This is a genomic window from Chryseobacterium sp. JM1, from assembly GCF_000737715.1.
In the GTDB taxonomy this organism is placed as follows: domain Bacteria; phylum Bacteroidota; class Bacteroidia; order Flavobacteriales; family Weeksellaceae; genus Chryseobacterium.
Window position 1 is genome coordinate 101,808 of record NZ_JPRN01000010.1, and the last position, 25,045, is coordinate 126,852.

At 38.0% G+C, this 25,045-nt stretch carries 28 protein-coding genes; 14 read left to right on the forward strand and 14 right to left on the reverse strand.

Features of this window, described 5'->3' with window-relative positions:
- Positions 1 to 15: 15 nt before the first annotated feature.
- Positions 16 to 549, reverse strand: a complete 534-nt coding sequence (tssO, locus tag IW22_RS16350; RefSeq protein ID WP_034728512.1) for a type VI secretion system TssO — start codon at positions 547 to 549, stop codon at positions 16 to 18.
- Positions 550 to 729: 180 nt separating this feature from the next.
- Between tssO and IW22_RS16355 the strand changes: the two genes are divergently transcribed.
- The 6 genes from IW22_RS16355 (at position 730) to IW22_RS16380 (ending at position 5,643) form a co-directional block, all read left to right on the forward strand.
- Positions 730 to 1,401, forward strand: a complete 672-nt coding sequence (locus IW22_RS16355; protein ID WP_034728515.1) for a response regulator transcription factor — start codon at positions 730 to 732, stop codon at positions 1,399 to 1,401.
- Positions 1,402 to 1,539: 138 nt separating this feature from the next.
- The gene (locus tag IW22_RS16360; protein WP_002984212.1) at positions 1,540 to 1,830 is read left to right on the forward strand and encodes an HU family DNA-binding protein; all 291 of its coding nucleotides are present in this window, start codon (positions 1,540 to 1,542) and stop codon (positions 1,828 to 1,830) included.
- 366 nt (positions 1,831 to 2,196) lie between these two features.
- The gene (locus tag IW22_RS16365; protein ID WP_034728517.1) at positions 2,197 to 3,756 is read left to right on the forward strand and encodes a ribonuclease E/G; all 1,560 of its coding nucleotides are present in this window, start codon (positions 2,197 to 2,199) and stop codon (positions 3,754 to 3,756) included.
- A gap of 66 nt (positions 3,757 to 3,822) precedes the next feature.
- Positions 3,823 to 4,254: a hypothetical protein gene (locus IW22_RS16370; protein ID WP_034728519.1), complete on the forward strand. Its 432-nt coding sequence runs from the start codon at positions 3,823 to 3,825 to the stop codon at positions 4,252 to 4,254.
- A gap of 42 nt (positions 4,255 to 4,296) precedes the next feature.
- Positions 4,297 to 4,767 (forward strand): OsmC family protein, encoded by a 471-nt coding sequence (locus IW22_RS16375; RefSeq protein WP_034728520.1) that lies wholly within the window; start codon positions 4,297 to 4,299, stop codon positions 4,765 to 4,767.
- A 225-nt stretch (positions 4,768 to 4,992) separates the two neighbouring features.
- Positions 4,993 to 5,643, forward strand: coding sequence for a response regulator transcription factor (locus IW22_RS16380; RefSeq protein ID WP_228384056.1), 651 nt, complete (start codon positions 4,993 to 4,995; stop codon positions 5,641 to 5,643).
- A 300-nt stretch (positions 5,644 to 5,943) separates the two neighbouring features.
- On the opposite strand, the gene IW22_RS16385 is transcribed toward IW22_RS16380, so the two are convergent.
- The 6 genes from IW22_RS16385 to IW22_RS16410 all read right to left on the reverse strand — a co-directional run bounded on the left by IW22_RS16385 (position 5,944) and on the right by IW22_RS16410 (position 11,398).
- Positions 5,944 to 7,455, reverse strand: coding sequence for a carboxypeptidase-like regulatory domain-containing protein (locus IW22_RS16385; RefSeq protein WP_034728522.1), 1,512 nt, complete (start codon positions 7,453 to 7,455; stop codon positions 5,944 to 5,946).
- Between the two features lie 11 nt (positions 7,456 to 7,466).
- Positions 7,467 to 8,831 (reverse strand): CsgG/HfaB family protein, encoded by a 1,365-nt coding sequence (locus IW22_RS16390; protein WP_051891275.1) that lies wholly within the window; start codon positions 8,829 to 8,831, stop codon positions 7,467 to 7,469.
- Between the two features lie 25 nt (positions 8,832 to 8,856).
- Positions 8,857 to 9,267 carry a curli production assembly/transport component CsgF gene (locus tag IW22_RS16395; protein ID WP_034728526.1) on the reverse strand — a complete coding sequence of 137 codons (411 nt, stop codon included), beginning with the start codon at positions 9,265 to 9,267 and terminating at the stop codon, positions 8,857 to 8,859.
- Positions 9,268 to 9,278: 11 nt separating this feature from the next.
- Positions 9,279 to 10,013, reverse strand: coding sequence for a curli production assembly/transport protein CsgE (locus tag IW22_RS16400; RefSeq protein WP_228384057.1), 735 nt, complete (start codon positions 10,011 to 10,013; stop codon positions 9,279 to 9,281).
- A gap of 7 nt (positions 10,014 to 10,020) precedes the next feature.
- A complete protein-coding gene (locus IW22_RS16405) occupies positions 10,021 to 10,419 on the reverse strand; it encodes a hypothetical protein (protein ID WP_034728528.1) in 399 nt (132 codons plus the stop codon).
- A 160-nt stretch (positions 10,420 to 10,579) separates the two neighbouring features.
- Positions 10,580 to 11,398, reverse strand: coding sequence for a hypothetical protein (locus IW22_RS16410; RefSeq protein WP_034728530.1), 819 nt, complete (start codon positions 11,396 to 11,398; stop codon positions 10,580 to 10,582).
- 349 nt (positions 11,399 to 11,747) lie between these two features.
- Between IW22_RS16410 and IW22_RS16415 the strand changes: the two genes are divergently transcribed.
- Genes IW22_RS16415 through IW22_RS16430 form a run of 4 tightly spaced genes read left to right on the forward strand, consistent with a single transcriptional unit; the run spans position 11,748 to position 15,008 of the window.
- Entirely contained in the window at positions 11,748 to 12,377 is a 630-nt protein-coding gene (locus tag IW22_RS16415) for an NUDIX hydrolase (protein WP_034728533.1), read from the forward strand.
- 27 nt (positions 12,378 to 12,404) lie between these two features.
- Positions 12,405 to 13,211 (forward strand): lysophospholipid acyltransferase family protein, encoded by an 807-nt coding sequence (locus IW22_RS16420; RefSeq protein WP_034728536.1) that lies wholly within the window; start codon positions 12,405 to 12,407, stop codon positions 13,209 to 13,211.
- 15 nt (positions 13,212 to 13,226) lie between these two features.
- Positions 13,227 to 13,664 (forward strand): hypothetical protein, encoded by a 438-nt coding sequence (locus IW22_RS16425; protein WP_034728537.1) that lies wholly within the window; start codon positions 13,227 to 13,229, stop codon positions 13,662 to 13,664.
- 6 nt (positions 13,665 to 13,670) lie between these two features.
- Positions 13,671 to 15,008, forward strand: a complete 1,338-nt coding sequence (locus IW22_RS16430; RefSeq protein WP_034728539.1) for a UDP-N-acetylmuramate--L-alanine ligase — start codon at positions 13,671 to 13,673, stop codon at positions 15,006 to 15,008.
- A gap of 381 nt (positions 15,009 to 15,389) precedes the next feature.
- On the opposite strand, the gene IW22_RS16435 is transcribed toward IW22_RS16430, so the two are convergent.
- From IW22_RS16435 to IW22_RS16445, 3 genes are all read right to left on the reverse strand, one after another.
- Positions 15,390 to 16,448: an NAD(P)H-dependent flavin oxidoreductase gene (locus IW22_RS16435; protein WP_034728541.1), complete on the reverse strand. Its 1,059-nt coding sequence runs from the start codon at positions 16,446 to 16,448 to the stop codon at positions 15,390 to 15,392.
- Between the two features lie 116 nt (positions 16,449 to 16,564).
- Positions 16,565 to 17,272, reverse strand: coding sequence for a DNA alkylation repair protein (locus IW22_RS16440; RefSeq protein ID WP_034728542.1), 708 nt, complete (start codon positions 17,270 to 17,272; stop codon positions 16,565 to 16,567).
- Positions 17,273 to 17,385: 113 nt separating this feature from the next.
- Positions 17,386 to 18,261: an aldo/keto reductase gene (locus IW22_RS16445; RefSeq protein ID WP_034728544.1), complete on the reverse strand. Its 876-nt coding sequence runs from the start codon at positions 18,259 to 18,261 to the stop codon at positions 17,386 to 17,388.
- A gap of 264 nt (positions 18,262 to 18,525) precedes the next feature.
- Here IW22_RS16445 and IW22_RS16450 point away from each other — a divergent pair, with 264 nt between their 5' ends.
- Together IW22_RS16450 and IW22_RS16455 are read left to right on the forward strand one after the other, a co-directional pair.
- Entirely contained in the window at positions 18,526 to 18,960 is a 435-nt protein-coding gene (locus IW22_RS16450) for a GNAT family N-acetyltransferase (RefSeq protein ID WP_034728545.1), read from the forward strand.
- Between the two features lies 1 nt (position 18,961).
- Positions 18,962 to 19,429, forward strand: a complete 468-nt coding sequence (locus IW22_RS16455; RefSeq protein ID WP_034728547.1) for a GNAT family N-acetyltransferase — start codon at positions 18,962 to 18,964, stop codon at positions 19,427 to 19,429.
- Here IW22_RS16455 and IW22_RS16460 read toward each other — a convergent pair.
- The 4 genes from IW22_RS16460 to IW22_RS16475 all read right to left on the reverse strand — a co-directional run bounded on the left by IW22_RS16460 (position 19,382) and on the right by IW22_RS16475 (position 23,352).
- Entirely contained in the window at positions 19,382 to 20,305 is a 924-nt protein-coding gene (locus IW22_RS16460; protein WP_034728549.1) for a LysR family transcriptional regulator, read from the reverse strand. The genes IW22_RS16455 and IW22_RS16460 overlap by 48 nt on opposite strands.
- A 44-nt stretch (positions 20,306 to 20,349) precedes the next feature.
- Positions 20,350 to 21,471 carry a serine hydrolase domain-containing protein gene (locus IW22_RS16465; protein WP_034728551.1) on the reverse strand — a complete coding sequence of 374 codons (1,122 nt, stop codon included), beginning with the start codon at positions 21,469 to 21,471 and terminating at the stop codon, positions 20,350 to 20,352.
- 23 nt (positions 21,472 to 21,494) lie between these two features.
- A complete protein-coding gene (locus IW22_RS16470) occupies positions 21,495 to 22,427 on the reverse strand; it encodes an alpha/beta fold hydrolase (protein WP_081873969.1) in 933 nt (310 codons plus the stop codon).
- Between the two features lie 178 nt (positions 22,428 to 22,605).
- Complete coding sequence (locus IW22_RS16475; protein WP_034728701.1) at positions 22,606 to 23,352, reverse strand: metallophosphoesterase family protein; 747 nt, start codon at positions 23,350 to 23,352, stop codon at positions 22,606 to 22,608.
- 191 nt (positions 23,353 to 23,543) lie between these two features.
- Here IW22_RS16475 and IW22_RS16480 point away from each other — a divergent pair, with 191 nt between their 5' ends.
- Positions 23,544 to 24,158 (forward strand): NAD(P)H-dependent oxidoreductase, encoded by a 615-nt coding sequence (locus tag IW22_RS16480; RefSeq protein ID WP_034728555.1) that lies wholly within the window; start codon positions 23,544 to 23,546, stop codon positions 24,156 to 24,158.
- Position 24,159: 1 nt separating this feature from the next.
- Positions 24,160 to 25,044, forward strand: coding sequence for an NAD-dependent epimerase/dehydratase family protein (locus IW22_RS16485; RefSeq protein ID WP_034728557.1), 885 nt, complete (start codon positions 24,160 to 24,162; stop codon positions 25,042 to 25,044).
- Position 25,045: the final 1 nt, after the last annotated feature.

The following is a 25,045-nucleotide window of genomic DNA, read 5'->3' on the forward strand; positions in this document are numbered from 1 at the left end:
TTTCTTTTTTATTAATTATCTGCCTCTAGGTCCTGTAAAATGTCTTGTAGGATCTTTTTTAAGTTCTTTATTGGCATTTTTCATCTTCTGCGAACAGTCATCAAGATCTCTTACCACCATCTTTTTATTGTACTCCACTTCCAGAATATTGTTTTTTAAACTCAGCATCGGTCCTATCTGTTTCATCAGAACCGCATAATGTTTAAAATTATCAGCGCTGTCTTTGCCCATAGCATTTCTTGCATCTGCCACATCATCCATAATGCTGGTTTTAAGGAAGGCTTCACTTTTTACCTGGCCCTGATTGAGTTGGTTCATTTTATTGTAGATATTTTCTACATGATCTCTAAGAACGTCGCCGCGGCGCATCAGTTCTTTATAAGCTTCTGCTTGTCTGGTAATTCCTTCCCGTTGTATACTGTAGCTTTTAAAAAAGAGAAATAAACACAGAAAAGATACCACCGAGAGAACGGCGAATGATAGAATAAACTTCCAAATGCCTACTCTGACGTCAGATTTGTTTAATTTTTTTTCCCTGTTAGAAGACATATATTTGCGATTTGTTTGGCCTGTGAAAATATAAAAAAAAATTTTTATGTACAATACGTATTTTCCCCAGGCGATTTTCGGGAAAACCCTATTTAACCTAAGTTTAATTTCCACTTTCATTAGTTTTTCCTAAATTAGGCCTCTGAATTTTAAATATCTTATACCAAATCGATATTAAAAGTGAGTAAATTATTATCAAACACAGTAAGGTTTTCTATAGCAGACAGTGATTTTTACTTTAAGAAGATCATGATCAAAACGCTTATGGAAAATCCCTTCTATATGCTTCTGAATGACTGTAACAACGGCCATGAGCTTGTGAACAGGATTTACAGGAGACAGGAAGATGTGTTTATCATAGAACTGTTTATGCCTGTCTTAAGCGGTATAGAAGCCATTAAATACATCCGGAAAAACAATACGGAAACGCCTATCGTTACTTATTCCAGTACCTATCAGGAAGATATGGCTGAAATCCTTTCAAAAATCCCCAACGTTTATTACTGCGAAAAAAAGAGTACCATCATCAAAGATCTCATCAAGGGCAGCATTGCTTCAGACAGCTTCGATTATGAGAAATATTCCAAAGAATGGGAGCAGCAGCCACTTGCTGTGCAAAACTATATGGAAAGGCAGAAAAAGGGCCAGGAAGAGCTCAATCCTACCGAAATCCAGCTGATGAAATTCTGTTACGAAGGCTACAGCAACAAAGAAATTGCAGAAAAACTAAACCTCAGTACACGTACCATCGACACGTATATCAACAGGTTGACGGAAAAACTGGGACTTAAAACAAAACTGCATCTCATCAGGTTCTGCGTGGAAAACGGCTACTACAATTCCAGCATGTAGAGAGATTTAATGTAATATTAATATTGGGTAAACAGGAAAACTCCAACTCTTTAAACAAAAATATTTTGCCACTAATTTGCTAGTATTCAATTTTTTTAACTAAATTTGCACACCTAAAATTTAAAATTAAAAAAGGAAATGACAAAGGCAGAATTGGTAAACACCATCTCAAATAAGTTGGGAACAGAAAAGAATGAAACACAGAAAGTTGTAGAAGCTTTTATGCAGGAGATCAGGACTTCTATGTATAATGGGGATAACGTTTATCTGAGAGGTTTTGGATCTTTTATCATTAAAACAAGAGCTGCTAAAACAGGAAGAAATATTTCTAAGAACACTGCAATTGAGATTCCTGCTCATAACATTCCTGCTTTCAAACCTTCAAAATCTTTTGTTGAGAAAGTAAAAACTAAAGTCGCAGTAAAATAAAACATTAACTGAATATTAACTAGTTACTAAAAAATTAAAATTATGCCAAGCGGAAAGAAAAGAAAAAGACACAAGGTTGCAACTCACAAGAGAAAGAAAAGAAGAAGAGCAAACAGACATAAGAAAAAATAATCTCTTTTTCTCGAGATTTACAATATAATAATATAGTTGGTGTTTTTAATTATTTAAAGTTCACCGACTATATTTTTGTTTGCAACTATAAGATTCCGGGGCAAACATGGGCTTTTGCAGATATTTTTAAAAAGATAGAGCATTTTCGTTCAAAATTCTTATATTTAATATTATTTATTTGCTAAAAAATACGCCAGTTCCCTATAATCTTAATAATTTTTATCTTATAACAAAATGAAGAAAGAACTAATAGTTTCGCATGAAGATGATCTTACAAAGATTGCACTGCTGGAAGACGGAAGACTATGTGAACTTCATGAGCAAGAGGACAAAAGCGAATTTATAGTTGGAGATCTGTTTGTAGGAAGAGTAAAAAAACTGGCACCTAACCTGAATGCAGCATTCGTAAATATCGGGTACGATAAGGATGCATTCCTGCATTATCAGGATCTGGGACCACAGTATCTTACCTACAGAAAGTTTTTAAAAGATACTATTTCTAAAAAACAGAGCACTTCAAGCTTAAAAAATTTCGAGATACAACCCGAAATAGACAAAAACGGAACCGTAGACAAAGTCATTGCCAAAGACGATCTCGTTCTGCTTCAGATCACCAAAGAACCCATTTCTACAAAAGGTCCCAGGATCTCTACCCAGGTTTCTTTGACAGGACGTTTTCTGGTCCTGATCCCTTTCGACAACAAAGTTTCCATTTCCAAAAAAATCAGAACCACTGAGGAAAAAGAAAGACTGAAAACCCTTATCGACAGCATCAAACCAGAAGGTTTTGGAGTCATCATAAGAACAGTAGCGGAAGGAAAAAAAGTAGCAGACCTTCACAATGACATGAATCAGCTGATCCAGAAATGGGAAACTACATTCAAAAACATTCAGAAAAGTAAGGTTCCGGCCAGAGTTTTAAGCGAAGAAGACAAAGCTTCAGCTATTTTAAGGGACAATTTCAACCAGGATTTCGTGAGCATCATCTGTGACGATGAGCAAATGGTAGACGAAATGACCAACTATGTGGAGGTCATAGCCCCTGAAAAAAAGAATATTGTTCAGTTTTACAATTCCCACATTCCTCTTCTCGAATATTACAACGTTGAAAAACAACTCAAACAGAGTTTTGGTAAACACGTTAATATTCCAAGTTCAAAAGGTGCTTACCTCGTTATTGAACACACAGAAGCTCTTCACGTCGTTGACGTCAACTCCGGAAACAATATCACTACCGGAACTGCCGTAAACAAAGAACACGCTCTGAAAGTGAACAAGATGGCAGCCACCGAAATCGCCAGACAGCTTCGTCTCCGGGATATGGGAGGCATCATTGTAATCGACTTCATCGATATGCAGAATCCCGACCACAGAAGGGATCTCTACGAACACCTGAAAGAAGAAATGAAGCGCGACAAAGCTCGCCACAAAATTCTTCCTCCGAGCAAGTTTGGACTGATTCAGATCACCAGACAAAGAAACCGCCCGGAAAAACAGATTGAAACCAAAGAAGAAAACCCGAACAAAGACGGAGAAATCGTAGCTCCGATCGTAATCGTGGAAAGAATGGGTGAAACGCTCAGAAGCATCCTGCAGAAAGAGAAAGGAAAGATTTTCCTGCATGTACACCCTTTCGTGGAAGCCTACCTTACCAAAGGCATCAAAAGTATCCAGATGAAATGGTTCATTAAATACAAAAAATGGGTAACCATCATCCCAAGGGATTCTTTTAAATATTTAGAATATAAAATTTACAATTCGAAGAAAGAAGAATTGATAGAATTTTCTAATTAAGACAAAATTTAAACCTCCGGCTCTATGCTGGAGGTTTTTTCGTTAAATTGCTTTTAAAATGAGCCGATGAAACGTTTACTATTACAATCAGTTCCATTAACCATCATTGCTATGACACTTTTTACAAAGCGGTGGCTCGTACTTCCGGTGGATGCTGGCAACACATCCATGTCGGGGTTTCCTTTTCCTTTCATTGCGGATGGATGGCATACTTCATTATCTTATCAGATTTTCATCATCGAATTTCTAGCAGACTTTTTTATCCATCTTTTACTTTGGACATTGATTTTATTTCTGATCAATAAATACCTCTTTGCTATAAAAATCCCAAAAGTTTTAAATAGTATCATCTGGGGACTGGCTATTATTATTTCAGGATTGGCAATTTTTATAGCTTCAATGCCAGACCAGATCATTCAACTGAAAAGAGACTGGGACATACAAACTTTAGTAAATTCAGGGTACCGCTTTATTTGGCAAGAACAACCACGACAATAAAAATCATTTCGCAACAATACATAACTACAATACTTTACAATAATGAGCAAGGAACATCACTACAAAGCAACCATTCAATGGACAGGAAACAAAGGAACAGGCACCAGTAGCTATAGAAACTACGAAAGGAGTCATACCATCCATATTGAAAACAAAGCCGTTATTGAAGGCTCTTCTGATCCCGCCTTCCGTGGAGATAAGACCAAACACAATCCTGAAGATTTGTTTCTTTCTTCCCTTTCCTCCTGCCATATGCTCTGGTATCTTCATTTCTGTTCTGAGGAAGGCATCATTGTCACCGATTACACCGATGAAGCTACCGGAATTATGACTGAATCAGCCGATGGGAGTGGGAATTTCACCTCAGTTGCATTATATCCTACTGTAATTGTTACGGAAGAATCCATGATTGAAAAAGCGAAGGAGCTGCATCATAAAGCAGGTCAGTTTTGTTTTATTGCCCGTTCGGTGAATTTTCCGGTGAAACATATCCCTACCGTGTTAGTTAAATAATTTTTATTTTAGACTAAACACCACCAAAACATTCACTAATACAACATATTAACTACAATAACTCTAAAATTCAGATTCAAAATTCCACAATAAGAGAATTATTTATCAAATAATCAATAAAATTTCAATTTTACAATCATTTATTGTGTAAAAAATTACAATTAATTGTTATTTTTATGTAAAATGTAAAGTTTTTTTTATATTTTTATATAAACAAAACTAACCATGATGAAACCGAGATTAACCATTTTTGATGAGCCATTACTGTATACAGAAGGTTTATCAAAACTGCTCTCACAGAGCAAAATTTTTAACACGATTGACATTTGTAATTCTTATGAACCCTTATTTGAACAATTAAAAGAAGATCCCCCTGAAATCCTGGTCATAAGCTCCAATATGCTGATGCTTACCGATATTTTCAGACTTGTAGAAGACATCACCTCAAAAGACAAAAAAATCAAGATTATTGTCATAGGCAATAGTTATGATATGATTGATATCCGGAAGCTTTTTAACAAAGGTATAAAGAGCTATCTTGACAAAAACAGCAGATACGATGAATTCCTGAAATCCATCAATGCACTGCTCTTGAATGAGATCTATATCTGCGACAACGCAAAAGAAAGAATGATCAACTTTATCAGCAGTGAGGAAGGAAAACCCAATCCTCACATCAAAGAACCTCTCACACGCAGAGAAATGGAGATCCTTAAACTGATATGCGACGGCTTCAGCAGCAAAGATATTTCTGAAAAACTTTTTATCAGTATCAATACCGTAGAAACCCACCGCAAAAGAATTCTCCTCAAATTAAACGCAAAAAATTCCGTAGGAATCGTAAAATATGCCTTAGAAAACCACATTATTGATTGATGAAAACCATTTCGTTTCAGCTCCAAAAAAAATCCAAACCTTCGGTTTGGATTTTTTTTGGAGCTGAAACGCTCTAGTAAATTTTGCTTCACAAGTGAATGGTGAATGGTAGATTCAAGAGCCAAGATACTAGATTTCAGACATTGGTATTATAGTACTGGTGGCTTCGGCAACCTCAGCCACCAGATACTGTCATCATTTGATATAGTCTCCACTCCTATAACTCTAAAAATACTTCAACCCGAATCACGTATCCCGCACCCTAAAACCCTCCTACTCTCAAACTCGGACCTCGCATCACTACTCATAATCCGGCATTTCCCCGTTACTGAAGAGAGATGCTCTCGAAAGATCGGTCATGGTACTGTTGAGATCAATAGCCATTACATTTTTCTGAGAAATATTATCGTTGGAGGTGTTCATAAAGATAATCTGGGCATTGTTCGGAGAAAACCTTGGATCAAGATCGTTGGTTCCGAGTGGTTTTTCGCTTTCTGCAGAAATATCATATATAGTGTCGGTCGTTATATTATAGATAAAAATATGAGAATCGAGCTGGCGGTAATTGCCGCTGCCATCCAGGTATCCTGACAGATCTCTTGTGTATACGAGCATTTGTCCGTCTACCGAGAAATTAAGTCCGCCTGAGGCTCCTGCTGATCCTGTCAGAATAGTTTTTAAAACACTTCCCATCATATCAATGATGTAGATCTTCGTATTGTACCCGTTAAAATCATTCGTTTTTAAAGCGATTCTGCTGCCGTCGTAGCTCCAGTCACATTCGGAGATCATACTGCCGTCCGGAGTTGTGTATACCAGCGCAAGGCCACTTCCGTCTTTATTAATTCTGTATAATTTATTAAAATTGGAATAGAGAATTTCCTGGCCGTTGGTACTCCATGCGAAATCCATTTCATAATTATTAAAACCAGCAGCCGGTACTGTGGTTACTTTAAAAGGATTGGATCCGTCTGGGTTTACCGTGTAAATATGGGTACTTCCACCTTCGGTCCGTAGAAATGCAATCAGTCCTGCATTGTTATTTTTTCTCGGCCTCCAGCTGTTATAGGACGAATTGGTCAGTTGAAAACTGTTTCCTTGTCCATCCGTAGACATGATCACAAAATTACCGTTCTGTTTCTGTACATAATGGTAACGGTTGGCCGGAACCGTATTGGTGGTAAATTTACTGATTGAACTTAAAACTGGCGGGTGAATGCCGTCCGAAACAGACACCTGCCAGAAGTAACTAACACCAAACTTCAAATTTGAAAGCGAATAATGCTTCACCGTCAAATCATTAACCTGAATCACATGAGTATCGAGGTTATTTTTAATTGTTAAACTATATTTTAAAACATCAGCCGTATCAGTATCTGTAGCAGTCCACGTCAGTTCGACGTTCAAAGGCTGGTTCACCGCATTATCTACCGGACTTAGCAGCTGCGGTGCTGAGGGAGGAGAATTAAGTGATTCATCATCGTCCATTTCAAAAACCACGGTGACTACCTGGTTTTGGGTTTGCATATTAACACCCTGAAAAGTGGTAATATAGCCGGACAGTTCTGCTTTCACAGAATAATTTCCAAGCGGCATGGCAGCAATTTCGAATGTACCGTCTGTCCCGCTGAAAACCGTCTGTGTAGTGGGTGCTGTAAAAATTTTCACATTAGGAATGGGCACATTGGTACCTCTTTTTACAACTTTTCCTTTCAATATTCCTGTCTGAGCCTGGTCCACAAGATCTTCACTGCATGAAAACAGACAAAAAGTAAGGATCAATATGCTGAGTATTTTGATTAAAGTTTTCATAGTTCATGTTTTTATTTGTTTCCAAGGTAAAAATTGATTCCAAGTGCAAAGCGGAGTGCCTGGTCTTTTCTTTTTCCATTGACCAAACCTTCCCAGTTATCTTTAAAACCGATATCATACTGTGAGGAAGCCCGGATTGCGGTATTATTACCGATCATGTATTCCAGTCCGCCGCCAACCTGCCCCTTGTACTGAGGTTTGTATTTTGAAAACATAGCTCCCGCGCCGCCATAAACATAAGGACTGAATCTGTATTTTGGGAACAGTAGAAACTCCAGATTAAGCTCGGGAACTACATAGCTTCTTTTAATAATATTTTTATTCTCTAAAGTGAAATAACCAACGCTGGTTTCAATATTGAAATTGGGACTTATAAAGTATTTCATTCCCAGTTTTCCACCTGCATTCATTTTAGGATTTACGTAGTCATCTTTGATTTTCTGAGCTTCCACATTCGCAAAAACGGACATTTTCTGTCTGTAATTTTCCGGAAACTTATTACCAACCGTTCTGCCTACATTATCTTCCTGTTCTTTGTTATAATCATTGATTAAAGACTGATAACCCGTTAAATTCTCAGATGCTTTTCCCCATATCTTATCCCTGATCCCTTCGACGATTAAGGATCTTACCGCTTTTTCGATGGCTTCGGTGACAGCAAGCTGTACCGGTTCATTTTGAGTAAGTCCAACTTCAGCTTCCAGAAGTCTTTCCGTATCAATATATCTGAAAAAACTTCCGTTGACGCTGGTGGAAAGTATGGTTTTGGAAATATAAACAGTTTTTAGAATTTCACCGTTCAGCGTGGAAACAGCCCGCAGATAAATGGTAATTCTGTCCTGGCGGTACTGTGTAGAAGCGCCTATTCCGAAGTATCTCGCACCGAGGCCTCCGGTCATGACATTGCTGTCATAAGAGATCACGCCGCCTTCGAGAAGAATTCCTGCATAAAGAAGTGGCGGAAGGGATTGGCTGTTTTTATCAGCTTCTTTATTGTATTCCTGTCTGGTGGACCGGATAATCTGTCTTTCGTTTAAAAGATTGGCGATATTTTCCCTTTCAATGGGGATAAACCACCGGCTGTCTTCCAGTGCTTTGATCAGAATCGTAGTAGTTCCCTGCGGAACAGCCGTACTCCAGTTGTTTCCGTTTTCAGACGGTTTATACTGGCCGGTCTGGTCTCTGAATTTGTAGACGCCGATGACTATTTTTTCTTTGGGAAGCGGAAGGTTTTTCAATTCCGCGGTAGAGGGAGTAAGCTCTCCCATAGTGGATCTTTCAGGATCGGAAGGAAGACCCAGTATCGAACTGCAGGCCTGCATTACACACAGCAGGAACGTACAGAAAAAAATTCTGGTGTAAGTGTAAGTTCTCATGGTAAGTCTGGTTTTTAGTTATTTTTTATTTTGGAATGACGATCTCGGACTGATCACCTGAACTGGTATCCAAAATATTGATCAAAAGTCCCTGGGCTGTAGTGGTAATCTGCAGATAAAGCGAACCGAAAAGATAATTCCCGGGCTTCAGGCTGCCCTCCCCGAACTGATCTTCAAACAATTTTCTGGACAGCTCGCTCAGCACCTGCCTGTTGAGGCTCTGACTGAAACTGTCTAGAGAATTAACGTTATCGAGCAAACTGCTGTAATCATCTTTTTCATCAAACTGATTTTGGGCATTTGCTGAACTTAAAAGCCACTGATAGTTAAACGTATCTCCTCCGAATGCCGGATTGATGGGCTTATAAACGAGCTGCTGAGATTTTCCGGAGAAAATACCCGCAATAAAGGTCAAAATAATGATAAAAGTTTTCATGGCGGACGTTTTTAGTAGATGAATTCATTTTTAATGAGGTTTTTCTTTGCATTAAATTCTTTGATATATTTCAAGCTGGCTGCCAGCTGTTCTTTCAGGTAATCTTCGCTTGGGTTGGTCATAAAACTGTAAATCACTTTATCATCAATCTGGATGTTGATCTGGCCACTGGTCCCGCGGAGTGGAAGTTCGGAAATAGTCACTGCACCACTGCTTTTATCAGGAATCTGGCTGTACTGCATATAAAAAAGATCATAAAAGTCTTTCCCGACCTTTGTTTTGGTTTCGTCAATGGTGAGTCCTTTCAGTTCAAAGACGGCATCTTCTTCTACTTTGGCTGTTTTCTTTTTGAACAGATCGGTATTGATTTCAAGACTGTCTTTCGCGATCATTTTCTGGGTTTCTTCATCTTTTACGTAGAGGAAAGCTTTCAGAGCATCTTTCGGTTCAAGATTCACATTGATCTCAGATAAAACCTTTACTTCATTGGGATTGATGGAAAATTTACCGCTTTGCTGGTTATTGGAGAGATTGCCGGTATTTCCCTTTTTAATGGAAATCAAAAGATAGTTCAGCTCTTTGTATACGGCAGTATTATTGGTAACAACGGCTTTGAGATTAATCTGATTTTCGAGGATGCTTTTTTCAATCCTTGCGTTCACTTTTTTATCTTCCTGCCCATCAACCGTCGCAGACAGGAAGATAAATAAAGTGCACAGATTTAAGGAATATAAAAATTTCATCATGTGTGTTTTAATAATTTCTCATGAAAATGGTTTTGTTGTCACCTTTTACACTGATCTGCATTCCGTCTGAGATGCTGTTGCTTCCGGTAATATCAATAATATTGTTATTTCCCTGAGCGGTAACGGCAGTTTTGGTTTCTTGATTTGTAAATGAATTAATGAAAAAAAGTGTATTGAAGTCTCCCAGTTGCTGAATGGCAATATTGGTCTTATCATTAAGAGAAAGTTCCGCGCTATTGTTATCTCCTATCTGGAGAACGCTGGAGCCATAAAGCCCCTGCTCTGTCTGCTGTCTTGCCATAAGATCTAGAACCGTCCTGCTGTTGAGCTTATCCCAGTCTACCTGCTGTGCCTGCACAAACAGTCCTGCGAAAAGTGTAAAGGCACCCCACCCGAGTTTCAACATGGTCTTAATTTTTAATAAAGGTACATGAATAGAGTATTTGGAAAAACACACCCAGCAGGTACAAATATAAAATCACGGTTTCCGGGTATGTTTATCATTAAAAGCTTAAAAAAGGAGAAAACCGCAGCCTCTCCTTTTATGCTTGATTACAGTACATGAATTAGTTGGATTGGTTAACGATCATTGAGTTTCCGTTACCCATCTGAGTTCCTACGTGGATGTGAGAATCTCCGCTTTGAGCTACCCATGTAAAGTTATTGTTACCCATCTGAACATCAATCGCTGTGTTGGAATCACCTAACTGAACTTGGTACAATTGGTTACCGTTTCCAATCTGAACTCCCAGAGCAGTGTTGTCATCACCTACCTGAACAGAAGCAGCAATATTGTTGTTACCTCCCTGATCGTGTGTTGCACTGTTATCATTACCATCCTGATATTGCACTAAAAGGTTATCGTTACCTACCTGAAGACCGCTTGCATCATTTCTTCTTCCAAGCTGAATCTGATAAGCATCATTTCCGTTACCTAACTGAATAGCTGAAGCATCATTTCTTCTTCCATCCTGATATTGTACTACTGCATTTCCTATTCCCAGCTGTAAAGAAGACGTTTCATTTCTTCTTCCGATCTGAGTCTGTTCTGTGGAGTTTAATGCTCCCAACTGCCAGGTTGTTGCAGAGTTTCTGTTTCCTGTCTGGCTTACATCATTGGTATTACCTATTCCGGCTTGATCTACGTCTATTGAGTTTCTGTTTCCGATACTTTCAGCCGTATTAATATTGAGAACACCTACCTGATCGATATCTGCCGTATTACGGTTTCCATCCTGTGTTAAAGAGTTGATGTTTAAAAGCCCTGTCTGGCTAACAGTAGCAACGTTCAAGTTTCCAATCTGGGCAGTAAGATCAATGTTTGATTGTGCGAAGCCGAAACTCATGGCCATTAGTGTAAATACACCTGTGATAAAGTTTTTCATTTTGGTAAAATTAATTGGTTAATAGTATGACAAAGGTATACGCTTAACCCAAGCGAGAAACCACTGCTAAAGTGTAAATTTTAAAAATCACTGTTTACCGTTCCGGTTGTAACTGTTTACCTTTTTCTCTGTGTAACGTGTTTCAGTTACGTGAAAACACGGTACGCTATCATCGTGATTTCCACATCAATATATAAAATAACTCTAATTTTATGAAATAAAAAAAATAATCATTTTCTCAACCCTGAATTTTTAAATCTTTGAATTTTTAAATTTTTAAATCTTTCTGAATGGTTAATTAATGTTAACGCCTATTCTTTTCTTCAGTATATATTGCTAAATTTGAGCTATGGAAAGTTTTGGAAAAGATTTATTGAGAAAAATAACGAATGTAGAACTACCCGGAATACATGCTCACGGGGTATTTTCACTGCCTTCCCGCCCGGTATTTACCTACGATGAAATACTAGCGAAAAACCCAAAATTTGCAGCGGTAAATATTGTCCTTTATCTGAAAGACAATGAATGGTATTTCCCCCTGATCCAAAGAACCATCAACGAACATGACAGACACAGCGGACAGATCTCCTTACCCGGCGGCAAACGCGAGGAAATGGATAGAGATTTTGCTGAAACCGCAGTCCGTGAAACTTCGGAAGAGATCGGTATAGACAAGCATTACATCAGGGTGATCAGGGAAATGTCTCCGATCTACATCCCGCCGAGTAATTTTTACGTTTATCCCTATATTTCGTATACTAAAAAGAATCCGCTTTTCGTTCTTCAGCAGAGCGAGGCGGTAGAAACTATAGAATTTCCTATCACTTCTTTCTTAAGTCTTCCGGATAATCCGGAAATGATGGCACTTCCGGGTGCTGCCGGGCATGAAGTTCCGGTCATTAATTTCAACGGATATATTATCTGGGGGGCTACAGCAATGATATTGAGCGAGTTTAGCCAGTTGCTGAAAAAAATGTAACTTTGCACTACCGTGTTTAATTGAGAGATGGCGAAGAAAAATATTTTCACCGATGCATTCGGAACACCTTATTTTTTAAAAAGGTTTATCATTTTTATTTTAGGAATTGTATCCTACAGAAGGTTCAACGGCTTTAATAAACTGAAGATAACCGGTACAGAACACCTTGTGGATCTTCCGGATTCCAACGTGCTTTTTGTATGTAACCATCAGACCTACTTTGCAGATGTAGCAGCAATGTATCATGCATTCTGTGCTGTAAACAACGGTTATCTGGATACGATTAAAAACCCGATCTACCTGCTTAACCCCAAGATCGATTTTTACTATGTAGCAGCAGAAGAAACCATGAATAAAGGGATTCTTCCGAAGATCTTCAAGATCGCCGGTGCTGTAACGGTAAAAAGAACCTGGAGGGCAGAGGGTAAAAACGTCAACAGAATGGTAGATCTTACCGAAGTTGATAATATTATGAAAGCTCTGGACAACGGCTGGGTAGCTACTTTCCCTCAGGGTACTACGTCTGCTTTTGCACAGGGAAGAAGAGGAACGGCCAAACTGGTTAAAAATCAGCGTCCAATCGTGATCCCTATCAAGATCAACGGTTTCAGAAGGGCATTTGACAAGAAAGGTCTCCGTGTAAAGGTAACAGGCGTAAAACCTACCATGGAATTCAAAGCACCTCTGGACATCGATTACGACAATGAAAAAGCGCCGGAAATTTTATTGAAGATCATGACTGCCATTGAGCAGACAGAAGACTTCAATGTACTCCACAATTATGATGAAGAACTTAAGGCTAAAAAATTAGAACAAAAGGATTCAAATCATTAAAGTAAGTAAAAAATTATGAACAAAATATTAGGGATCTTATTCGCGGTCATAGTATTAGTTTCGTGTAACAGTCAGAAAGTATATTCGGATTTTGATATCAGCTATTCCAAAAGCGGAGGGCTTGCTCCCGTATATGAAAACCTGCTGATCAAAGGCAACAGTGCCCATTATTCTTTTGAAGGCCAGGGAAAAAAGCAAAAACAGGATTTCAAAATTTCAGATGAAGATCTGAAAAAACTTAATCAGATGCTTTCCCAGAATAATTTCAGAAGAATACAGGAAGACAGAAAAAAACTGTATGACAATGTAAGCACTTCCATCAACATAAAGAAGGGCCCGAATGAAGGCAGCAAAACGGATGCAAGCATGATCATGCCGAACTTTACGACAAACTGGAACAATATTCTGAACGCTTTCCAGGAGATCATTAATAACAACGTAAAAAAACAGTAAATACAATTGAAAACCCACTTCATTGCCATCGGCGGAAGCGCCATGCATAATCTTGCTATTGCGTTAAAAGACAAAGGATACCAGGTGACAGGTTCGGATGATGCTATTTTTGAGCCTTCAAAATCCAGACTTGATCATAAAGGAATTTTGCCTACGGAAATGGGCTGGTTCCCGGAAAAGATCACTGCAGACATAGATGCAGTTATCCTTGGAATGCATGCCCATCAGGACAATCCTGAATTGGCAAGAGCGAAAGAACTGGGTTTAAAAATTTACTCCTATCCTGAATTTCTTTACGAACAGTCTAAAAACAAAACAAGAGTCGTAATCGCCGGATCACACGGAAAAACAACGATTACGTCGATGATTCTTCACGTTCTGAATTTCCACCAGAAAGACGTAGATTTTATGGTGGGCGCGCAGCTGGAAGGTTTCGACTGTATGGTAAAACTGACACAGGACAATGACTTTATGGTACTGGAAGGGGATGAATACCTTTCCTCTCCTATCGATCTGCGTTCAAAATTCCTTCTATACCAGCCGAATATTGCTTTAATGAGTGGTATTGCATGGGATCACATCAATGTATTCAAAACGTTTGACGATTATATTGAACAGTTCAGAAAATTCGTAGCGAGCATTACTGCTGGCGGAGTTTTGGTGTACAATGAAGAAGATGCAGAAGTTGTGAAAGTAGTGGAAGCTGCTGAAAACTATTTCAGAAAAATTCCTTACAAAACACCTGAATATGAGATCAGCAACGGAAAAGTTTATTTAAAAACTGAAATGGGCGATGTGCCTCTTTCTGTTTTTGGAGCCCACAACCTCCTGAATATGGAAGGAGCAAGACATATCTGCCGTCAGCTGGGAATCATGGATGAAGATTTCTACGAAGCAATCATGAGCTTTAAAGGAGCTTCAAAACGTCTTGAAAAAGTAGAAAGAGAAGACAAAGGAACTTTATATAAAGATTTTGCCCATGCACCGAGCAAAGTAAAAGCAACGGTAAAGGCATTCCAGGAGCAGTTTAAAAAGGAAAAGAAATACGGTTTCCTTGAACTGCATACGTATTCCAGCTTGAATCCTGTTTTTCTTGAGCAGTACGACCACGCAATGGATGGTTTGGATGAAGCCATAGTTTTCTATTCCGAAGATGCTTTAAAGATCAAAAGAATGGAACCTATTTCTCCGGAATTCATTAAGGAAAAATTCAAAAATGACAAACTGAGAGTATTCACCAATGCTGAAGATCTTCATGCCTATTGGGAAACTTTGGATAAAACAGACGGTGTTTTCCTGATGATGAGTTCGGGTAACTTCGGAGGTCTGGATCTGAGTAAGTAAATGTGACGATGAGTTGATATGATAATTTGATAATGAATAGATATTATTGAATTTCTATATAAATAGAAAATCCTTTCATGCAGATGAAGGGATTTTTTTTACAATGTGTATGTTTACAAATTTTTCGCAAATTAATTTGGATGATGCAGATTTTTACTTTTATCAATCTCTTCTATCTGTATCATCTGCGAGAGAAAAAATAAAACCATTAAGATTCCTGTTAAGCTTTTAAGAATATTAAGTTTTAGCTTCGCTTTAGGACGTACAGCTAAAAAAAATCTTTTGATTTTCTCTTAACTAACCTTACATCCTTCACTAATCTTAATGTTTGAGTAAAGCATGAATACAATAGCCATTTTCTTTCATTAAAATCATTACTCTTTATATTTCAGCACTTTGAATCAACACTTTCAAAATTTCTTCAGTAGAGAGACCGCTGTAATCATGGATAGACTGCCCCGCCCAGATGCTTACAAAATCCGAATTATATAAAGTTTTTGAAACCCTGCGCAACTCATTCGTCAGTTTATTCTGATAAGGATAAGGCATAATGTAATCTGAATTTTCCAGTGTTTCAATGAACTTGTTTTTAATTCCTCTTGCATACCGCCCTGAAAAACTTCTCGTCAGTATAATCTCTTTTTCTGTGGCATTTTTGAGTCTTTCTTTTTCAAACAGCTGTAATCCGCTTTCCTCCGAAGCCAACAACAGGCTTCCTACCTGAAATCCCTGTGCTCCGAGCTCTCTGGCAGCTCTTAAAGTCTTTCCGTTGTAAATTCCTCCGGCATAGATCAGTGGGACTTTTACATGATCATAAACCTCAGAAAACAGGGACATTCCTCCAATCATCGGGATATGCTCAGCATCGAAAGTTCCTCTGTGTCCTCCGGCCTCAATTCCCTGGACGCAGATCATATCAATGCCCGATTTCTCCAGAATTAAGGCTTCTTCCAACGAAGTACAGGTTCCGATAAGAACCACTCCATTTTCTTTCAGCTTCTGTATGCTTTGGTCATCCAGATTTCCGAAAGTAAAACTTATTATTTTACAGCCTTCCTCAATAATGGCATCTACCTGTTCATGATAGCTTTTTACTTTAATATCTTCAAGATCCGGAAGTGTAACCTCGATGTTATTTTCCTTCGCCAGCTGTGTAATGAATTGTTTAGCTTTAATAAACCTTTCCTTCAGGCTTTCCGTAATTTCTGGAATGTTGTGCACAAAAATATTGGTAGCAAAAGGTTGATCAGTCAGCTTTTTTGTTTCCCTGATGAGTTCAATAGATTTCTCAGGGGGAAGATCAGCCAATGCCAGCGATCCAAGAGCTCCGGCTTTTGCAGCTGCTGCGGTCATCTGTGGTGTACTGACTCCAAACATCGGAGCCTGAATGACAGGATATTTTATATTGAATCTTTTACTGATGGTGTCTGGCCAAAACATAAGAATTATTTTATTTAAAATTTACGAAAAACTCATGAAACCCTTCTTTAAATGAGCATGATATCAGTCAAGTATCTTCACTTCTTTGACGAAAAATGAATACAAAAATGGAAAGCTTATCTTAACATCTTCCGGAGCTCTTTATAATGCTTCTTCATTTCCGGATCAAGCTTTTCTATAGCATAAGAAAATGTAGCAGCGGGCATTGTTTCCGCATATTGGTTGAGGAAACTTAATAATCTTTTGGGATTTTTCTTTCCGGCTTCCCTGATCCAGCTTCCGACTGCTTTGTTGACCAGTTCGTGCGGATCGTGAACAAGAATTTCAGCGATTTTAAAGGTATCTTCTGTATCATTTTTCCTGATAAAGGCGTGAGTGCTTACTATTGCTGTTCTTCTTTCCCAAGGATTTTCAGATTCAGCCAGCTTGTAGAGAATAGTTCTTGGTTTGTCCATCAGATATTCACCGATGATATTCCGTGCTGCCCGGTCTACGAAATCCCAGTTATTCAAGCGGTCGTGGCGATTTAAATACAGATCAAAAAGCTCTTTTTTCCTTTCTTCAGACATTTTTTTATTTCTGGCCTGGAAATCCATGATGCTCACTGCACCCATTCTCACTTCATAAAAATCATTATCCAAAAGTATATTGATTTCCTCTAGTGACATCGAAGAAAATTCTTTAGCCGTTGTGAAAACATCCCCAAATTTTACTCCGAAATGTTTTGTAACGCCATCATTTCCTTTGAAAAACTTTTCAACCTTATCAATTTCTTTCTCATTTCTGAATGTCGAGAGTTTTTCTATGAATTGAGCTGCCGTCATGGTTTTTATTTAAAATTAAAAAATATCCCGCAGATTAAACTGACTCCACATGATTCTATTAAAATCCAGGTTATCCGTTTCATATGCGGGACAATGATTATTCAGTGATATGGTTAAATATCTACTACAACATTCAACATTTTTTCTTCCCATTCAGGATCTTTCGGATCAAAGAACAGTCTTTTTCCGGTATCTAAAGAACGAACCGTATTCATTTCGTCTGCACTCAGTTCGAAATCAAAAACATTAAAATTTTCTTCAATTCTGGAAGGTGTCACCGATTTTGGAATCACCACAAATCCTTCCTGAAGGTGCCATCTTAAAATCACCTGAGCCACTGTTTTATTGTATTTCTCAGCAATAGCTTTTAATTCAGCGTTGTTCAGAAGATCTGCATTTCCGTTTCCAAGCGGGCTCCACGGCTGTGTGATAATGTTGTTTTCTCTGTTGTACACCTGAAGTTCTTTCTGCTGGAAAACCGGGTGAAGTTCAATTTGGTTGATCACCGGAGAAACTGTTGAATTGGCTTTTAATTCCTCTAATTTTTCAACCGTAAAATTACATACCCCAATAGCTTTGATTTTCCCTTCACTATATAATTCCTCCAAAGCTTTCCATGTTCCGATGAAATCTCCATAAGGCCAGTGGATCAGATACAGGTCCAGATAATCCATCTGAAGTCTGTCCAGTGTTCTCTGAAATGCTTTTTTTGCCTGCTCGTAGCCATGATCCTGCACCCAAACTTTTGAAGTGATAAATAGCTCATCTCTGCTGACACCGCTGTCTTTCACCGCCTTTCCTACTGCCGTTTCATTCTGGTAAATTGCTGCCGTGTCGATCATTCTGTATCCTGCCTGAATAGCTTTTACCACCGCTCTTTCACATTCTTCCAGATTCTCCATCTGCCAAACTCCAAAGCCTAAGGCCGGAATATCCACCCCGTTATTTAAGGTCACTACAGGCTGCCCTGTATATGTTTTGTTTTGCATAATTTTTAAATTTCAATTTTAATATTAATGTATAGCCTAACAAATTTGCGACAAAAAATCGGGATTCTTACTTACCATTTTTACTGTTTTTAAAGTATTGGGAGACTGTTAACAGATATTTTTTGTTTTTAACTGTTCTGTATTCTTGTTCCTCAAAATCAACCCTTCTCAACGAAGTTCCCAATTTCTAACCTCCAAAATCTAACTTCTAATTTCTAACCTCTAACTTCTAATTTTCCCTATTTTTGCAGCAAATCCACAACAATGTCACATTCAATCAGATTAGCACAGGCAGAAGATTATCCAAGAATTATGGAGATCTGGGAATCTGCTGTACTGGCGACCCACGATTTCCTTGCTAAAGAGGATTTCAATTATTTTAAAGAAGTTATTCCGAGAGATTACCTTCCTCATCTGGAAGTTTATTTACTGGTAGAAAATGATCAGGCAGAAGGTTTTGCTTCCGTAGCAGAAGGCAATCTGGAAATGCTTTTCATCCACAATGAAGTACGGGGAAAAGGATACGGCAGAAAGCTGTACGAGTTTATGAAAGAGACAACGGGTTTGACTAAAGTTGACGTCAATGAACAGAATCCACAAGCCATAGGATTTTATGAGAAAATGGGTTTCACGCAGATCGGGAGATCAGAAAAAGATGGTTCAGGAAAAGACTATCCTATTATTCATATGAGTCTTTAGAATGGAAAAATTGACACTTAGAAAAATAGATGCAGCTTCAGGTATTCCGTATGAGCTTTTGCTGCTTGCGGATGAAACAGTTGATGCTATTGATCAGTATATTTTTGATTCTGACATTTATCTTTTAGATGATGGTGTTCAGAATGTTGCTGTGATGGCCTTGTATCAAAATAGCAGCACAGAGCTGGAAATTAAAAACATGGCCGTTATTGAAAGCCACAGAAGCCAGGGAATCGGCGGTATTCTTATGGATCGGGCTAAAGTAATTGCGAAAGAAAGCGGCTATACCACTTTAGTCGTAGGTACCTCAGATACGGGATTTCAGCAGATTAAATTCTATGAAAAGAACGGTTTTATAAAAAAGGGAGTGCGTAAAAATTTTTTTATTGAAAATTACCCACTCCCTATTTATGAAAACGGATTACAGCTGCGCGACATGATCCTTCTTGCTCATGACCTTCCTGAATAATCCTTTGATATGATCAATCTCTGATTGATAGTTGGTTTTCTTTCTACAGCCGAAATACAGTGTGTTTTCCAGTTTTTTCTCACCTTCCCAGATCAGTTTAAGATCTCCGTTTTCTATTTCATTTTTACATAGAAAATCGGGAACCACAGCCAGTCCGGTTCCGCCTTTCAGACAACGGATAATTGAGTTTAAATTCGGAACAATATAATTCGGACGAAAGTTGGGTTTATGACCAAAATTCATAATCCAGAACTGAAAAAGATGTTCCATATCTCCCGTTGTTCCATACCATTTTTCCTGCTTCAGCCATTCTTCGATATGTTCGGTTCCTTTGGTGTGTACGACGACTTCCTGAAAGCTTTCCGTATCTACATTTTTTCCACCTACCAGAATGATCTGTTCGGAAGAAAATGCTTCATGCTCAATATTGGGAGAAACTCCTTTTTTAGGGGTAATAATAAGATCTAAAATCCCCTTATCGAGCTGGTCCAGCATTTCAGGATACTGCCCGAAACTGATAATCAGATTAAAAGGTAACGTAGATACATACTGTTCCAAAGTGGTCTGAAATGTTTCAAAACACATTCCCACACTGATCGTAGGCGTCAGTTTTTCCGTGGATTTCTGAAAATTCTTCTCCACATCTTCCAGCCTGCCAATAGGCTCAGAAACGGCATTGAATAAAACTTTTCCTCTTTCGGTAGGAATCATTTTTCTTCCGGTTCTGTCAAATAATTTATAGCCGACATAAGCTTCCAGTGAGCTTAAGTGAAGACTTACTCCGGGCTGCGAAATAAACAGGGAATCTGCAGCACCCGTGAGTGTTCCGGTTTTGTATATCGCTTTAAAAGTGCGGTACCATTCTAGATTGACCATAACTTTAATTATTAATATTCTGATACAAAGTTACGGAATAATTATTATAATGATATACTTGTCAATATTTCATCGAGTACACTCTGCATATCTTTTGCTGTATTTACGCCACTTTGATTGGTTATAATAAAAACGCCAAGATTATATTTTGGTATGATGTAGATAAAGCATTGTGCGCGAAAAACACCGCCATGATGCTTATACACTATTCCCAATTTTTCATCCGTAATGACTCTCCACGCATATCCTGAACTGAACGTATCATCAATTTTAACCAAAGGCTTATGCGATTCTGCTATTTCAGGAGTATTTTTTAATTGATACTTTATGTATTCCATCATATCCGGAAGCGTTGTTTTTACGTTACCTGATGACCCCCAAAGTGATGGCACTAATTGAGGAGCTATGGCATTATAATCACAATGATATCCCACGGCAAGATGGGCTGCTTCTTTTTTTGATAAATTAATCTTCGTATGCTTCATTTGAAGGTTATCAGCAAAATATTCTTTTAATAAAACTTCAAAATTTTTATGATAAGCTTTTTCTAAAACAGCACTTAAAAGTTCAATACCGGCATTTGAATATGAAAATTTATGTCCCGGTACCGCATCCAATTTTACGGTGTGCAGGTCTCTTAAAAAATCTTTTTGTTTATAGTTTTTCAAGATGTTATTGGTATTCTCAGGTGCTTTTTCATTCGTGAAATCATTCAGTACCGCATTCACTTCCAAAGGCAGCATTTTAGGCAAGCCACTTGTGTGAGTCACCAAATCCTTTATAAGAACGGGATGACCATTGAAAACCAGGTTAGGATAATCTTCAGATAAATATTTCTGAACAGGGTCTTCAAGCTTTAATTTTTTATCCAAAACAGCTTTCGCCACTAATGTTCCGGTTAAAGTTTTACTCAGGGAACCGATCTCATAGATGGTTTCATTATTCGGCGGGTTGGATTTTCCTTTTTCCAATTCACCATAATGTCCTATGTATTCCTGCCCCTGGTAAACAATTCCGATCGACACAGCATTGATTACTGGTTTTTCAACCATCTTATTCACGGCATGATCAACTATTGATTTCAGATTAACGGTTTCTTTGATTGGCTGTTGTCCTAAACAAAATACTGAGAGAAATGATACAGTAAAAAGAATTGTTTTTTTCATGGTTTCTAAGCTTTAATTTGAATTTAATACGCTAATGTTTTCATGATTCTATTTTGAAATAGTTCCGGCTCATCTTTATGGATCTGATGCCCTGAATTTTCAAATAAAAACAGGTCTTTCTTAGGTGCTTTTACCTGCTCAAAATATTTTTTTGTAATGGCGGTAGAAGTTTGGATATCGTTTTTCCCTACGAAAAAATAGATCGGACAGTTCACTTTCTTTAAAGTCTTCGGTAAATCTATTTTCATGACTTCATTCCAAGCTGGTGACCATGTTTTGGACCACTGAAGAAAGCCTTTTTTGAAATCATCACTGGTGACATTTTTTTTACCGTCTTTATAAAAAAGCCATTTTCTAAGATAAAACAAGTCTTCATCTATTGTAAACGGAATATGCACGCTCGCCAATTCTTTGCTTGCAACAGGATCTTCTTTAAAATGATTTTTCAGAATCGTAAGCAGTTCCTTTTCACTGGCCAGCTGACTGATCACAGGATTTACTGCAAAATAAGCATGCAGAAGCTCAGGATGATTTCTAACAATGTAAAACCCTAAAGCATTTCCCCAAGAGCTTCCAAGCAAGTATACCTTTTCCTGCTTAAGCTGCTTTCTAAGAAAATTAATCACTTCATAGGTATCTTTACCCATCAGCTCAACGGATGGCTGCACCGGAGAAGGATTTAATGCCAGTGTTTTTCCGGCATCTCTCTGATCCCACTGAACAATGGTGAATTTATTTTTTAAAATATGAGTAAAAGAATCTGCATTTTTCATCATTGAGCTTCCGGGGCCTCCTGATAAAAAGAGAAGTATCGGCTTAGTGGAATCATCTGTTTTAATTTCGATGGCTTGTTTTATTCCGCCAATTTCGGGGGTGAGAATAGTGTCAACTTTTACGGCTTGTGCTAAACAAAATACTGATAATAGTAAAAGAATAAACAGGGCTGTTTTTTTCATGATTTCTAAATTTTAATAATCTGATGCAAAGATGAATCAGAAAATTTTTAGAAAAGTCCGGATAAAAAAAGTCGAACTGATTTTAACGGATAAAATGAGTTCGACCTTCTGTAAAACAACGTTCGACTATTTACAAAATACTAAAAATCAATCATTTGAATTTATTTTAGGAAATATTTCAGAGCATCAAAGCTTTTTCATTTCTTAAAAAATCAGCATAATAATTCGGAATTCCGCTCTCTTCTATGGCATGAACGGTTTCTTCAAGCGGGTAAGCGATCTGTACGATTTCCGGAATAATCTGTTCTTCGCCCATCGTTAAAACCAAGTAAGAAGCTAAACGGTTCTCTTCTTTGGAACGGCCTACAGAACCACAGTTTATGGCCCATTTATTATTTTCAAAAGATTTCCTGAACGACAAATGAGTATGCCCCATAACAACAATATCGGATTGAGATTCCTTGAGCATAGCTGCAAAAACCTCATCATTCTCCGATTCATACAAATAAGTATCATTGCTGGACAGACTTGAATGCACAAGCTGAATATTCCACTGCTTTTTCCCTACTTTATAGTTTAATTTTAAATGAAAAGGAAGTGCGGATAAAAACTTTTTGTTCTCTTTCGTAATATGCTGTTTGGAATAGTCAATCGCAATGAATCTGGCCTCTGTTTCTTCCTGAGAATGTTTTGATAAAGGAACTACCGGGATATCAAAAGCAATTCTTTCATCGTGATTCCCCATCAGGCAGGGAATGTTGAGATGTTTTATCTTTTCAGTGACTTCATTTCCCCACGGAGCAAAATCTACCAGATCTCCCAGACAGAATTTCTGCTGTATCCCTCTTTTCTCCATATCCTGCAACACCGCATTCAGCGCAGGAAGATTTCCATGCACATCACTAAAAACCGCAATCTGTATCATATCCATTCTATTATTCCTAACAAATTTACTGGAGACGTAGGACAATATAACCAATAAGCTGTATGACATTTCACATGAATGACAAAATTTAAACTATCAGTATTCTAATACTTAGATATAATTCATGCTATTTTTATTATACAACAGCCCGAACTAACTTTGCATCATAAAATTTAAACAATCATAAAAAAATGAAAAAAGTATTGATCATTAACGGAGGACAGAATTTCGGACATTCCGGAGGAAAATATAACGATACCATTGCTCAGAATACTTTGGAAGTACTAGAGAAATTCGGAAATATAGAAGTTAAGACCACTCAGGTTTCAGAAGGTTTTGACAAAGATGAAGAGGTTAAGAAATTTGTATGGGCAGATTTTATCATCTACCATACTCCAATCTGGTGGTTCCAGCTTCCCAACGGTCTAAAAAAATATTTCGATGATGTTTTCACAGCCGGCCATGCCAAAGGAATTTACATGAGTGACGGAAGAAATGCAGAAAATCCGGAAATCAATTACGGAACAGGAGGAATGCTTGGTGGAAGAAAATATATGATAACAACCAGCTGGAATGCTCCTGAAACAGCTTTTACGCTTCCCGGAGAATTCTTCAATGAAACAAGTGTAGATAATGGACCTTTATTTGGTTTCCATAGAATGAATGCCTTCGTTTCCTTAGAAAAAATGGAAAGTTTTCACTTCCATGATGTAGAGAAAAATGCCAATATAGAACGTGACATGAAGCTTTACAGAGAGCACCTTGAACAGGTTTTTGCACAGGAATTAAAACCACAGTTAGCTTAACATGAAAAGAGTATTTATTACAGGAATTACCGGTTATATCGGTGGTACTGTTGCCAAAAAGTTATTAGACAAAAACTACAGTGTGGCAGGACTTGTCCGTAATGAAGATTCGGCAGAAAAGCTACAACAATTGGGAATTGAACCCATTATAGGGAATATCCACGATGAAGCCATTTTGAAGGCTGCGATTTCCCAGGCTGATGCCATTATCCACACCGCAGATTCTGCTGATGACGCCTATGCAGCAGACAGCATTATCAATGCACTGGAAGGGACAGGCAAGACGTTTATTTTCACCTCAGGTTCTGCTATTTTCGGAGGAAAAGAAAATGGGGAAAAAAGTGATTTTGTTTATACAGAAGATATTCCTCTGGATCCAAGACTGGAAATGGCTTCAAGGGTATTGATCAACAATTATGTTCTTCAGTCTGCTAAAAAAGATATAAGAAGTATTGTTATTGTACCCACAATGGTTTACGGAGAGGGTCTGGGACTGAAAAAGGACAGCATTCAGCTTCCGGCTTTGATCAGTTTTTCTAAAGAAAAAGGGTTTGGAACCTATTTTGGAAAAGGTGAAAACATATGGTCCAATCTCCATATTGAAGACCTGGCAGATCTGTATGTACTCGCATTGGAAAAGGCAAAATCAGGCGCTCTTTATTATGCAGAAAACGGATCTTCAACGATCAGAAATCTGGCAGAAAATATCAGCAGACAGTATCATTTACAACCCGCGCAATCTGTGAGTATACAGGAAGCCGTGAATACTTTTGGTCCGGCAGGCGGATATTTTGGATTTGCATCCAACAGCCAGTGTAATTCAGACAAAGCAAGAACAGAACTGGGCTGGAAACCGCAATATCAATCCATTGAAAAATTTATTTAGT